This window comes from Leisingera sp. ANG-DT (assembly GCF_000813785.1).
In the GTDB taxonomy this organism is placed as follows: Bacteria; Pseudomonadota; Alphaproteobacteria; order Rhodobacterales; family Rhodobacteraceae; genus Leisingera.
The window spans coordinates 127,673-140,513 of record NZ_JWLE01000023.1; the positions used below are offsets into that span (position 1 = coordinate 127,673).

Here is a 12,841-nt window from a genome sequence, read left to right on the forward strand (position 1 = left end):
CACATGCAGACAACATTCACCGAAAAACAGCTGCAGGAACCCGGCACCAAACGGGCCAACGAAATCCTGCGCTCTTGCGTCCACTGCGGGTTTTGCACCGCGACGTGCCCGACTTATCAGGTGCTGGGCGATGAGCTGGATTCACCGCGCGGTCGGATCTACCTGATCAAGGACATGCTGGAAAACGAACGGGTGCCGGACGAAAAGACCGTCAAGCACATCGACCGCTGCCTGTCGTGCCTGGCCTGCATGACCACCTGTCCGTCAGGCGTGCACTACATGCATCTGGTGGACCATGCCCGCGCCTACATCGAAAAGCACTACGACAGGCCATGGAGCGATAAGGCCCTGCGCTGGCTCCTAGCGCGGATCCTGCCTTATCCGGGCCGATTCCGGCTGGCGCTTCTGGGAGCGAAGATGGCAAGACCGTTCAAGGGCCTGCTGCCGGACCCGCGGCTGCGGGCAATGCTTGAGATGGCGCCCAAGACCATTCCGCCAGTGAGCCGCAATGATGATCCGCAGAGCTTTGCCCCGGCCGCGCCGCGGAGGAAACGCGTGGCGCTGATGACCGGCTGCGCCCAGAAAGCGCTGAACACGGATATCAACGACGCCACCATCCGCCTGCTGACCCGGCTGGGCTGCGAGGTGGTGGTCGCCAGGGGTGCGGGCTGCTGCGGAGCGCTGACCCACCACATGGGGCGCGAAGACGAGAGCCACGCCACCGCGGCCAAGAACATCCGCGCCTGGGCGGCAGAGATGGATGGTCAGGGGCTGGACGCGATCGTCATCAACACCTCGGGCTGCGGCACCACGGTCAAGGACTACGGGCATATGTTCCGAAACAGCGAACTGGCGGCGGATGCGGCGCGGGTGTCAGGCATTGCGATGGATATCTCCGAATTGCTGATGCAGCTGGATCTGCCTGAGGGGGAGGACAAGGGGCTGACAGTGGCTTATCACGCCGCCTGCTCACTGCAGCACGGCCAGCAAATCAAGACCCACCCCAAGACGCTGCTGAAACAGGCCGGTTTCACGGTGGTGGAGCCTGCCGACAGTCATCTGTGCTGCGGATCGGCCGGTACCTACAATTTGATGCAGCCGGAAATCTCGGCCCAGCTGAAGGCGCGCAAGGTCAAGACGCTGGAGGCCAAAGAGCCCGATCTGATCGCTGCTGGCAATATCGGCTGCATGATGCAGATCGGCGGGGGCACCGAATTGCCCATCGTGCATACGGTCGAGCTGCTGGACTGGGCCACCGGCGGCCCGCAGCCGCCTGCGCTGACGGCACCGGGCAAACGCGCGCCGGAGGTACCCATCTTGCGCTGAGCGGTGTTTGAAAAGCGGAAAGAATCGGGCTGCACAAACCGCGCATTTGCCGTAATTTTGCCTGAACAGACAAATAATCTCCCACCCGGTGGATAAGAGGAGACGCATGTGAGGCAGTGGATTCTTGCGGTTGCAGCGCTGCTGGCGCCAGCCGCAGCAATGGCGCAGGACAGCAGACTACAGCGGATGGATACCCTGGATGCGGGCCGCAAGTGGGAAGCTGTCGGGCGGCTCGACGTGAATGGCGAGGGGTTCTGCACCGGTGCGCTGATTGCTCCTGACCTGGTGTTGACGGCCGCGCATTGCCTCTATGACAGCCGCACCAAGGCGCCGATCGACCCCGCCACCATCGAATTCCTGGCCGGCTGGCGCAACGGCCGCGCCTCTGCCTACCGCTCTGTGCGCCGGGCGGTGCAGCATCCCTCTTATGTCTATGACGGGGAGCTTTCGACCGGCCGGGTGCGCAATGACATCGCTCTGCTGCAATTGCAGCGCCCGATCCGCAATACCAAGGTCACGCCGTTTGAAACCGAAGCGCGCCCGCGCAAAGGAGCCAAGATCGGTGTCGTCTCTTATGCCCATGACCGGTCTGAGGCGCCGTCCCTGCAAGAGGTCTGCGCGGTGATGGCGCGGCAGCAGGGGGTGCTGGTAATGTCCTGTGACGTGGATTTCGGCTCCTCCGGTGCGCCGGTGTTTTCCTTTGACGGTGGCGTGCCGCGCATCGTCTCGGTGGTTTCTGCCAAGGCAGAGGTGAGCGGTAAGCAGGTGTCGCTGGGATCTGCCCTGGCCGAGGAACTGACTCTGCTGCAGGCGCAGCTGACTGCGGTTGCGACCGGCGGCCAGCTGCCCCCTGGCGTGGGCCGGGTGAAGGCGGGGGAGCGCGCCAGCTCCTCCGGTGCAAAGTTCATCAAGCAATGATCCGGCGGGCGCTGATACTGGCGGCTGCGGTTCTGGCCTATGCCGGCGGTGCGGCGGCTCAGGAAACTGGCCTGCGGCGGCTAACCGACCGCGATGATCTGTTCGGCTGGGAGGCCGTGGGCCGGCTGGAACTGAACGGGCAGGGATTCTGCACCGGCACTTTGATTGCCCCGGAACTGGTGCTGACGGCGGCGCATTGCGTCTATGACCGCAACGGGGATCAGCGCCCGGCAGAGCAGATCCGGTTCCGGGCCGGATTGCGGGACGGGGTGGCGATTGCCGAGCGGCAGGCGCTGCAGATCGCGGCGCATCCCGGCTACGATCCGCGCCAACGCCTGACCTTGGAGAATATCCGCCACGATGTGGCGCTGATCCGGTTGGCGGAGCCGGTCCTCAGCGGTCAGGCAGATGCCTTTGCGCTGCATTCTGGCCAGGATTACGGCGTTAACATTTCGGTAACCTCTTACGGCATGGGCCGGGCTGAGGCGCTGTCGCGCCAGCGTGAATGCAACCTGATGGGGGAGCACCGGGACGTGCTGATGATTGACTGCAATGTCACCTTCGGCTCTTCCGGGGCGCCGGTGTTTTCGCAGGTGGGCGGCCGCGGGCGCATCCTGGCGCTGGTTTCGGGCGGTGGTGACTTTCAGGGGAGGAAGGTCGCCTTTGGCATGAAGCTGCCGCAGCGGGTGGCGGAGCTGAAGGCGCAGCTGCGCCGCAATCCGGTGGCAGCGCCTGACCGGCGGATCAAGCGGGTCCGGGTGGGCAGCGGTGCTTCCGCAGGTGGTGCAAAATTTGTCAGCGTGGGCGACTGACAGACCTCTTGAAGCCGCAATTTCCGCTTCCTATCTCAGGATTGTCCGGGCAGCCGCTGATTGGGGCCCGGAGAAAAATCAGCCTGTCCCCGCGGGGAAGGCATCCTGAAATCGCTCATGAATGAGGATGGAAAATGCGTACTTTTGATTTTGCACCGCTGCACCGTGCCACCATCGGTTTTGACCAGATCGCCAGCCTGATGGACCGCGCCCTGAGCGCCGACGCCGCACAGTCCAGCTACCCGCCCTACAACATCGAGAAGACCGACGCCGACAGCTACCGCATCTCAATCGCTGTTGCCGGTTTCTCTGACGAAGACCTCAACGTCGAAGTGAAGGAAAACGCGCTGGTCGTGTCCGCGAAGAAAGCAGAGGACGGCGACGGCCGCACCTTCCTGCACCGCGGTATTGCCACCCGGGCCTTCGAACGCCGTTTCACCCTGGCCGACCACGTCCACGTGACCGGCGCCAGCCATGAAAACGGCATGCTGCATATCGATCTGCACCGCGAGGTGCCGGAGGCGCTGAAACCGCGCCGGATCGAAATCTCCTCCTCCCGCCCGAACCGACCGGAGATCGAGGCCAAAGCGGTCAACTGATCCTTCGGTTCCCGGTTCGCGCACAAGACGCCCCCTGGCTTTGCCAGGGGGCTTTTTTGTTTTGCCGGGCTGTCCCCGCGGGGACAGCCCAGGGTTGTGCGGCGCAATCAGATGTTAGGATTTTGGCGCCACACTGAGGTGGTGAATGGTTGTTGCGCCGGTGTCCGACCGCCCGCCGGTGCTGTCAATACGCGGTCAGGGTGAACCATATGGGACCACAAGAGATACAGCATGTTCAGCAGAGCTTCGCAGGCATATTTGCCCGCAAGGCGGATCTGGCAGAACGGTTCTATGTGCATCTCTTCACCCGCCTGCCGGAGGCGCGGGGGATGTTCCGCGGCAATTTCGTGAAGCAGAAAACGATGCTGACGGCGATGATCACGTCCTGTGTGCGCAATTTGGATGACCCGCGCACGCTGGAGGACATCGGCGTGCAGCTGGCGCAGGAACACGCTCATCTGGACCTTGGCCCGCGGGAGGCGGAGGCGGCAAAGCGGGCGCTGATCGCCGCTTTGCGCGATGTTCTGGGGGCGGAACTGGACCCGGAGACCGAGTTTGCCTGGGCCAGTGCCATCAACCGGGTGGCAGGGACGCTGACCCGGCACTGAGCTGGCACTGACCATCCGGCTGCCCTGATCCGCGGGGCGGTTCAGACCGCCATGCAGATGTATTTCATCTCCAGGTAATCTTCGATGCCGTGGTGGCTGCCTTCGCGGCCCAGGCCGGACTGCTTGACGCCGCCGAATGGGGCCACCTCGGTGGAGATGATGCCGGTGTTGACCCCGACGATCCCGTATTCCAGCGCCTCGGCCACCTTGTATACGCGGGAGAGGTCCTTGGCGTAGAAATAGGACGCAAGGCCAAAGATGGTGTCATTGGCCATGGCGATCACCTCATCCTCGTCCTCGAACTTGAACAGCGGGGCCAGCGGGCCAAAGGTCTCGTCGGTGGCAAAGGCCATCTCCTGGGTTGCGCCCTTGACGATGGTCGGCTGGAAGAAGCTGCCGCCCAGTTCCGACGGGTTGCCGCCCAGGATCACTTCGCCGCCCTTGGAGGTGGCATCTGCGATATGCTCCTGCACCTTCTCGACCGCTTCCTTGTTGATCAGCGGGCCGAAGTGGATGCCATCCTTGAGGCCGTCGCCGACGTTCATTTTCTCGACCGCGGCTTTCAGCTTCTCCGCAAAGGCATCGTAAACGCCAGCCTGCACATAGATCCGGTTGGCGCAGACGCAGGTCTGGCCGTTGTTGCGGAACTTGCACATGATGGCGCCTTCGACGGCGGCGTCCAGATCGGCGTCGTCAAACACGATGAACGGCGCGTTGCCGCCCAGCTCCATCGAGCATTTCATCACCGTGTCTGCTGCCTGGCGCAGCAGGATGCGGCCGACCTCGGTGGAGCCGGTGAAGGTCAGCTTGCGCACCGCGTCGTTCTCGCAGAACTCCTTGCCGATGTCGGAAGCGCGCGACGACGGCACAACGCTGAACACACCCGCCGGAATGCCGGCCCGGTCGGCCAGAACTGCCAGCACAATGGCAGACAGCGGGGTCTCTGCCGCCGGGCGGGCGACAAAAGAACAGCCGGCGGCCAGCGCCGGGCCTGCCTTGCGGGTGATCATCGCGTTGGGGAAGTTCCAGGGAGTGATCGAGGCGGCAACACCAATCGGCTGCTTCAGCACGGTGATGCGCTTGTCGCGCTGGTGGCCGGGGATGGTCTCGCCGTAGATCCGCTTGGCCTCTTCCGCGAAGAACTCGATGAAAGATGCGCCATAGGCGATCTCGCCGCGGGATTCCGCCAGCGGCTTGCCCATCTCGGCGGTCAGGATCACTGCCAGATCCTCCTGGTTTTCCATCATCAGCTCGAACCACTTGCGCATCACATTGGCGCGCTCCTTGCCGGTCCACTTGGCCCAGTCCTTTTGCGCGGCATCGGCCTGGGTAATGGCACCGGCAACCTGCGCGCGGCTGGTGTCGGCGACCTGGGCGATCACGTCGCCGCGGGCCGGGTTGGATACGTCAAAGGTGCCTTCGCCGTCGGTAAACTGGCCGCCGATATAAGCGCGGGTTTCCAGCAGGCTGGGGTCTTTAAGCAGGGATTTCAGGTCAGTGGTTGCGTCAAGCATGGCGGGCCTCCCGGGTGTTCTGTTGCGGAATGCAAAGCAGTTGTGCCTTGATATGTCCAGAAGGATTGATGAGTCCAGAATTTGATCAAATTCCGGGCAAAGATTTTGAGCCAAGCAATTTGACATGTCCTGTGCCAGACTGTCTGGTAGCCGCAAAGAATAAGAACAGGGGAGATTGGGCATGGAATTGGATGATGCCTATGCCAACGGGGCCTATATCGAGAATGCCGACAAGTACCCGCCGCGCTGGGCGGCCTCGGCGGAGGATTTCCGCAACAGCCTGCATGAGCGCGCCCGGCTGGATATCCCCTATGGCGAGGGGGAGCGGCAGACTTTCGACCTGTTCCTGCCGGAAGGCACCCCCAAGGGGTTGTTTGTCTTTGTCCACGGCGGCTATTGGCTGGCTTTCGATAAAAGTTCCTGGTCGCATCTGGCGCGCGGCGCGCTGGCACATGGCTGGGCGGTGGCGATGCCATCATACGACCTGTGCCCGGAGGTGCGGATTGCCGATATTACCCGGCAGGTCACGGCTGCCGTCAAGAAAGCTGCGGCCGAAGTTGATGGACCAATTGCACTGGCGGGCCATTCGGCGGGTGGTCACCTTGTGGCGCGGATGCTGGACAAAGCGCTGCTGCCAGCGGACGTGGGGGAGCGGATCAAAACGGTGATCCCGATTTCGCCGCTGTCGGATCTGCTGCCCTTGTTGCGCACCACGATGAACCAGAAGTTCAAGATGGATTCGGCTGCTGCGGTGGCAGAAAGCCCGGTGGAGATGCAAGACCGCTATGAGGCAGAGGTCACCGTTTGGGTCGGCGGCGAGGAACGCCCGGCGTTTCTGGATCAGGCGGTCTGGCTGGTGGAGGCCTGGGGTGCGGATCATGTGATTGCCTTTGGCAAGCATCATTTCAACGTGATCGACCCGCTGGCCGACCCGGACAGCGATCTGGTGGCGCTGATCGTGAATTGAGGGCTTGGAGGGGGCAGAAACGCCCTCTCTGAACAGGGCGAAAATAGTTCTTGCCAGAATCCCCTTTCCGCCGCATCTTCCGGCTCAAGGGCCAGGCGATGGCGTCGCCGCATGGAATACATGCCAGCCCCCGCATTCCAAAACTGTCCTGAACGCCGGGACCTTTCTTGTAAGAAGGAAGGGTCTGATATGACTGCACGTCCTGAAATGTACCGTTTTCACAATGGTGAAAAGGCGCCGCTGCAATTCGCCGTCTCCGAATACGAGGCGCGGATCGCGGGCCTGCGCAAGATCATGGCCGACACAGGGGTGAGCGCTGCTGTCTTCACCTCGATGCACAACATCTCCTACTACTCGGGCTTCACCTATTGCGCCTTTGGCCGCCCCTACGGCCTGGTGGTGACGGCGTCCGAGGCTGTGACCATCTCGGCCGGCATCGACGCGGGCCAGCCCTGGCGCCGCTCTTTCTGCGACAACATCACCTACACCGACTGGCAGCGCGACAATTTCTGGCGCGCAATCAAGTCTGTCTCGGGCGAGGGCGCGGTTGTCGGCTATGAAAGCGATCACCTGACCCTGCTGCAGAAGGGCAAGCTGGAAGCCTTCCTGGCGCCGTCCAAGCTGGTTGACCTCTACGAGCCGACCATGCGCCAGCGGATGGGCAAATCCGCAGCCGAGCTGGACATGATCCGGGCCGGTGCCGCGGTGGCCGACGTTGGCGGCTTTGCGATCCGCGAGGCGGTCAAGGAAGGCGCGCGGGAGATCGACGTGGCGATGGCTGGCCGCGACGCGATGGAGCTGGAGATTGCCAAGCGCTTCCCGGATGCGGAATACCGCGACACCTGGGTGTGGTTTCAGTCCGGCATCAACACCGACGGTGCCCACAACCCGGTGACGGGGCGCACCCTGCAGCGCGGCGATATCCTGTCCTTGAACACCTTCCCGATGATCTCCGGCTATTACACCGCGCTGGAACGCACCATGTTCGTGAAGGAAGTGGATGCCGAGAGCCTGAAGATCTGGGAGGCCAACGTTGCCGCCCATGAATACGGCATCTCGCTCTTGAAACCGGGTGCGAGTTGCGCGGAAATCACCCATAAGATCAACGCCTTCTTCGAAGAGCGGGATCTGCTGCAGTACCGCACCTTCGGCTATGGCCACTCCTTTGGCGTGCTGTCCCACTACTATGGCCGCGAGGCCGGTCTGGAGCTGCGCGAGGACATCGACACGGTGCTGGAGCCCGGCATGGTGATCTCGATGGAGCCGATGCTGACCATCGCCGACGGCCAGCCGGGCGCCGGCGGCTACCGCGAGCATGACATTCTGATCATCCATGAGGACGGCAACGAGAACATCACCAAGTACCCCTACGGGCCGGAGTTCAATGTTGTCGGCTGAGGCCGGCTGAACACGAAAATGCAGGGGGTGCCATGCGTGCACCCCCTATACACCCCTTGTGCACCGGGCAGGCGCCCTGCGGGTCCGGGGCTAGTGAAAGGCTTGGCCTTGGGGGCGAGCAAGCGCGGCCTCTGACGGCGGGCAAACCGGAGCCTGCGGAGCCGCCGGGCCGCCGTCGGCCAGCAGCTGGCGGTGCGCGTTCCATCCGCGGGTCATCCACAGGGTTGCAGTGGTCTGTTCCACGGCACGTTGCAGAGCACCTTGTACGGACAGGCTGAGCTGGGAGGCATCGTGCTGCGCGGTCACGCGCAGGCGGTCCCCGGGTGCCGCCAGATGCGGATGATCCAGCAGGTAAGCGGTTCGCCCCCAATGGCCGCCGGAGTTCACTCCGTTCGACACCTGGATGCCGGGGGCCAGGTCCATTTCGAAACTGACAAGGACCGCATGGATGGTGCCTGCGGCTGCACAGGCGAGATCCGCTGTGGTGCGCCCCGGATTGATGTTTGGCCGGGTGAAGTCAAACGCGAACAGCTCTGCCGCCGGGCCCAAGGAGCGAAGCTTGCAAGCCTCGAAATCGTTCGGGGTGAGCTGCGCCACGCGGGCAAAATTGTGAAAGGCGCTGAGGTCGAAGCCTTCTGCCTCATGCGGGCGCCAGAGGTTCAGAAGCCCATCGCTTTCGACCGGCTGCGCCATGAGCGTTCCGCGTTCGGGGATCGCGCGGGCATCCGGCTTGGCAAGTGCGGCCATGGCGTGGGTGAGAGTTGCAAGCGCACCTTCGCCAAGCAGAACCGTATCGACGATTTCCGAGATCACGACATCTGCCTGCTCTGGAATGTCTTCGCCGACCACGATGTCGTGCGACCATTTCGGGATGACGGTGATGCGGCTGCTGAGACCGTTGTCCGCGATGACCTGCTTCGCAGCCTGGGCGATCAGGGGCTGCTGTTCGCAAGTGTAGACATGTTTCGCGCCCGCACGTGCCGCCAGCATGGCGGTCAAACCAGCGCCGCAGCCGATGTCCAGAACCACGTCGCCGGGCTTCACTTTGGCTGCGATGGCCTTGGCATAGGCCTTGTTGCGGGCGGTGTCCGACAGCATCGGGAAGTGCCAGCGGGGCACAAATGTCCGATGCAGCCGTTCCTGCAGGATCTGCGCCTCGTGGTGGCCGGGGTCAATCCTGAGAGCCTCTGATAAGAGCTGCGAAGTCCGGATGCCGCCGTCGGTCAGGGGTTCAGATTTTGCGGATTGTAAGAGGGATTCTGCGTCCTGTGCAGGCTGGTTCTGGTGTTTTTGCGAAGGGGCAGGCGAATGACTTCCAGGCAAATTTTGTCCTCATTTATTGCAAATGCCACTGACCTGCTTATCCCTCATGCCTATCTAATAAATGATGAAGGAAAGGCACGTGCTGCGGGACGTTTCTGCCGGCGCTTCTGAGAATACCGGTGCCAAGGCTGCCGGAGGGGCTGGTCCGCAGATCTGCCGGCCGGGCGAGAGCTGTTCCGGCAAGGGGGGCACGGACGTTGCGCCGGGGCGGGTCTTGGGGCATATGTGCGCCACGGCATCGCCCGCCGAATAGCCCGCCGATATGATACCCTCTTGCTGCAGCACGGTTGCATGCCGCCGCGAGGAAGAAAGAGCCACCGCCATGTATGACGCCCCGGAAAAGAAGAAATCGGAATTTGCGCTGATCCAGCTGATGCCGAACCTGATGACCATCGGTGCCATCTGTGCGGGCCTGTCGGCGATCCGGTCTGCGGTTTACGGCAATTACGGGCTGGCGGTGATGCTGATCCTGCTGGCGGCGGTGCTGGACGGGCTGGACGGGCGGCTGGCACGGGCGCTGCGCAGCGTCAGCAAGATGGGAGCGGAGCTGGATTCGCTGGCTGACTTCCTGAACTTCGGCGTGGCGACGCCACTGGTGATCTATTTCTGGGCGCTGCAGGACATGCGCGGGATCGGCTGGATTTCAGTGCTGGTGTTCTCGGTCTGCTGTGTGGTGCGGCTGGCGCGGTTCAATGTGTCTGCCAAGTCGGAGGAAGACGCGCCGAAGCTGCGCAAGGGGTACTTTGAGGGCATCCCTTCGCCTGCCGGAGCGCTGCTGGCGCTGCTGCCGATGTTTGCCTCCTTTGCCTATGGCAGCCGCGAACCGGTGCTGCATGAGCTGCTGATCTGTCTCACCATGGTGCTGGTGGGGCTGGCAATGATCAGCCACATTCCGACCTGGTCGCCGAAAGCAGTTAAAATTTCACGTGAGAATGTTAAGTACCTGCTTGTGGGCTTTGCCTTCATGGCTGCGGCATTACTGACCTATGCATGGACCGTGCTGGTTGTGCTATGCCTTGGCTACGTTGCGATGGTGATTTGGGGGCTGGTTTCCAAGCCAAAAGACTAGCCCAAGACGTCCGGGGAGGGACGAATTGGATATCAAAGCAGTTGAGGAGTCATACGCGCGCTGGGCGCCGGTGTATGACAGGACATTTGGCGCGGTGACGCGCTCTGGCCGCCGCAGGGCGACCCGCTACATCAATTCCCGCGAGGGCAGTGTGCTGGAGGTCGGGGTCGGTACCGGGCTGTCGCTGCAGCATTACGCACCGCATCTGCAGGTGACGGGGATCGATTTCAGCCATGACATGCTGAAGAAGGCCCAAGGAAAGGTGCAGGAGCTGGGGCTGAAACAGGTGGAGGCGCTGCGGCAGATGGATGCCCGGCAGCTGGATTTCCCGGACAACTCGTTTGACACGGTGGCGGCGATGCATGTGCTGTCGGTGGTGCCGGACCCGAACAAGGTGATGCATGAGATTGCGCGGGTTCTGAAACCAGGCGGCAAGGTAGTGATCACCAACCATTTCAAGAGCGGCAAAGGGGTGCGGGCCTCGCTGGAGAAGCTGTCAGCCCCCCTGGCCAATGTGATTGGCTGGCATTCGGACTTTGCGCTGGAAACGGTGCTGCAGGAGGACCGGCTGCAGGTCGAGGTGCAGGAAAGCATTCCGCCCTTCGGGATGATGACATTCCTGGTGCTGGGCAAGCAGCAGACAATGTGAAACAGCCGGTTTCCGCAATGCAGCCCCGGGGGGATCCTCCGGGGCTTTTCTTTGTGCGGCCTGTCTGCAACAGTGCATTTGAAACGGGTGGAATTGCGCCGCCTCAGGGGATGTAAAATCCTTTTACATCCCCATATCAGGATCAGGTATTTGACAGGGAAGGAGCGGATGCGATGAGTGTGTCCCAATTTGAGAAAATGGTGGCGGACAGCCAGGACAAGGTGCGCGAGTCGCAGTCCAGGATCGAGGCGCTGACCTCGCGCATCGAAGCGGCGCGCAGCAAGATCGAGGCCGGCGAGGATGCCAGCATCGACATCGAAAACGCCACTCTGGAAGACGTGCATGCGCATACCGAGGTGATGAATGCCAATATTGCCGAGCTGATCATGGGGCTCGATGATGTGACGGCGGCGTTTTCCAAGGATTTTGACGAGATGCGGAACAAGACCGGCTGGGAGAGCTTTGTCGGCTTCTTCAGTCGCGGCAAGTCGGACTCGATGCGCCAGGAGCGGATGCGCACGGCGAATATCGACGACAAGCTGCAGGACCTGATTGCCAAGTCGGACGTGATCGTGAAGCTGCTGGAAGGCCAGCTGGCGACGCTGGAAGAGCAGCGCGAGAAGGTGCAGGTGAACCTCTCCGCAACCCTGGACGACCGCGAGTTCACGGTGCAGGAGCTGGAGGGCGTGCGGGCGCAGATCGTGGCGCTGGACCCGCAGATCATCGAGCTGGAGAACAAGATCGCGGTCGAGCAAGACGCGGCGGCACGCACCAAGCTGGAGACCGAACTGGCCGACATCAACGCCAAATACAACGCGCTGGTGCAGGAGGAGCAGGTGAAGCTTGCCAAGTCCCAGACGCTGGAGCGCTATATCGAGAAGGGCAAAACCTGGGTCGACAGCCTGCAGAACCAGGCGGCGACGCAGATGGTGCTGATCAACAAGCTGCAGACGGACACGCAGCAGCGGGTGGTGCTGTATGATGCGCTGACCAAATCGCTGAAGACCGCGCAGCAGCAGGATGTGGCGCACCGGATCAACGAGATCGGCGTGCAGACCGACAAGGAAGCCCAGACCGCAATGGCGGCGATCGGCACCGCGACCAACCAGAAGATGGCCGACATGCTGGAAGCGCATGAAGGCAACATGGTGTTTGCCCGCGACGTGCTGGAGAAGAAGGCCAAGGCGGATGAACGCTTTGCCCGCCGGTTTGCCGCGATTGTCGAGAAGCATGACAAGAACCTGTATGGGGGGTGAACTGCCATATCGGCCAGCGTTCACTCTGTTGAAATGGGCGCTGGGAATTGCAGGTCTTGCTATGGCATTCCCGCTGATCTCCACCGCACTTTTTCAGTTTGAGATGGAATTGGTAAGAAAGGTTGGAGCTGGGTTCGGCTTGGCGGCTTATTTTGGAAGTTTCTTGTTGCTGGGACTTTCAGCTGTGCTTGCCGCTTGGGCCGTCGCTTGGCTGGGGCTTACCTTCGTTCTCAATCGTGCCGGAAGTCAGAAGGACTGACATCGCTTATGAAAACAGCCTGATTACCTTGTCCGTTAGTGCAGCAAAGAAAAGTTAAATGGAAACAGCCAGAGTTGAGTTCGCACGAAACACAGGACGGCTCCGGGCCGCGGGTGGGGGCGTAGCGCCCGCCCGGGGGGGCG

General features: G+C 62.2%; 13 protein-coding genes. 11 read left to right on the forward strand and 2 right to left on the reverse strand.

The features are described 5' to 3' along the window. Positions 1-3: 3 nt before the first annotated feature. From glcF to RA21_RS17440, 5 genes are all read left to right on the forward strand, one after another. Positions 4-1,326 carry a glycolate oxidase subunit GlcF gene (gene glcF / locus RA21_RS17420; protein ID WP_039151238.1) on the forward strand — a complete coding sequence of 441 codons (1,323 nt, stop codon included), beginning with the start codon at positions 4-6 and terminating at the stop codon, positions 1,324-1,326. 159 nt (positions 1,327-1,485) lie between these two features. Beyond that, positions 1,486-2,244 (forward strand): trypsin-like serine peptidase, encoded by a 759-nt coding sequence (locus RA21_RS17425; protein WP_152610586.1) that lies wholly within the window; start codon positions 1,486-1,488, stop codon positions 2,242-2,244. Beyond that, complete coding sequence (locus tag RA21_RS17430; RefSeq protein WP_039151242.1) at positions 2,241-3,056, forward strand: trypsin-like serine peptidase; 816 nt, start codon at positions 2,241-2,243, stop codon at positions 3,054-3,056. Before RA21_RS17425 ends, RA21_RS17430 begins: the two co-directional genes overlap by 4 nt. A 134-nt stretch (positions 3,057-3,190) precedes the next feature. Then, the gene (locus RA21_RS17435) at positions 3,191-3,655 is read left to right on the forward strand and encodes an Hsp20 family protein (RefSeq protein WP_019297345.1); all 465 of its coding nucleotides are present in this window, start codon (positions 3,191-3,193) and stop codon (positions 3,653-3,655) included. Between the two features lie 209 nt (positions 3,656-3,864). Next, positions 3,865-4,263: a globin domain-containing protein gene (locus tag RA21_RS17440; protein WP_039151245.1), complete on the forward strand. Its 399-nt coding sequence runs from the start codon at positions 3,865-3,867 to the stop codon at positions 4,261-4,263. A gap of 41 nt (positions 4,264-4,304) precedes the next feature. On the opposite strand, the gene RA21_RS17445 is transcribed toward RA21_RS17440, so the two are convergent. Next, entirely contained in the window at positions 4,305-5,777 is a 1,473-nt protein-coding gene (locus RA21_RS17445) for an NAD-dependent succinate-semialdehyde dehydrogenase (protein ID WP_039151248.1), read from the reverse strand. 181 nt (positions 5,778-5,958) lie between these two features. Here RA21_RS17445 and RA21_RS17450 point away from each other — a divergent pair, with 181 nt between their 5' ends. Together RA21_RS17450 and RA21_RS17455 are read left to right on the forward strand one after the other, a co-directional pair. Continuing rightward, positions 5,959-6,744 carry an alpha/beta hydrolase gene (locus RA21_RS17450; protein WP_039151251.1) on the forward strand — a complete coding sequence of 262 codons (786 nt, stop codon included), beginning with the start codon at positions 5,959-5,961 and terminating at the stop codon, positions 6,742-6,744. Between the two features lie 189 nt (positions 6,745-6,933). Beyond that, complete coding sequence (locus RA21_RS17455) at positions 6,934-8,142, forward strand: aminopeptidase P family protein (protein ID WP_039151255.1); 1,209 nt, start codon at positions 6,934-6,936, stop codon at positions 8,140-8,142. Between the two features lie 90 nt (positions 8,143-8,232). Here RA21_RS17455 and RA21_RS17460 read toward each other — a convergent pair whose 3' ends face one another. Next, positions 8,233-9,465, reverse strand: a complete 1,233-nt coding sequence (locus RA21_RS17460) for a 50S ribosomal protein L11 methyltransferase (protein WP_039151257.1) — start codon at positions 9,463-9,465, stop codon at positions 8,233-8,235. Between the two features lie 322 nt (positions 9,466-9,787). On the opposite strand from RA21_RS17460, the gene pssA reads away from it, so the two are divergent. The 4 genes from pssA (at position 9,788) to RA21_RS17480 (ending at position 12,698) form a co-directional block, all read left to right on the forward strand. Beyond that, the gene (pssA, locus tag RA21_RS17465) at positions 9,788-10,534 is read left to right on the forward strand and encodes a CDP-diacylglycerol--serine O-phosphatidyltransferase (RefSeq protein WP_019297339.1); all 747 of its coding nucleotides are present in this window, start codon (positions 9,788-9,790) and stop codon (positions 10,532-10,534) included. A 25-nt stretch (positions 10,535-10,559) separates the two neighbouring features. Further along, on the forward strand, positions 10,560-11,183 hold the full coding sequence (locus tag RA21_RS17470; RefSeq protein ID WP_039151259.1) for a class I SAM-dependent methyltransferase: 624 nt from the start codon (positions 10,560-10,562) through the stop codon (positions 11,181-11,183). A gap of 173 nt (positions 11,184-11,356) precedes the next feature. After that, positions 11,357-12,439 (forward strand): hypothetical protein, encoded by a 1,083-nt coding sequence (locus tag RA21_RS17475; protein WP_039151262.1) that lies wholly within the window; start codon positions 11,357-11,359, stop codon positions 12,437-12,439. A 28-nt stretch (positions 12,440-12,467) separates the two neighbouring features. Continuing rightward, positions 12,468-12,698 (forward strand): hypothetical protein, encoded by a 231-nt coding sequence (locus RA21_RS17480; RefSeq protein ID WP_206540072.1) that lies wholly within the window; start codon positions 12,468-12,470, stop codon positions 12,696-12,698. The last annotated feature ends 143 nt before the right edge of the window (positions 12,699-12,841 follow it).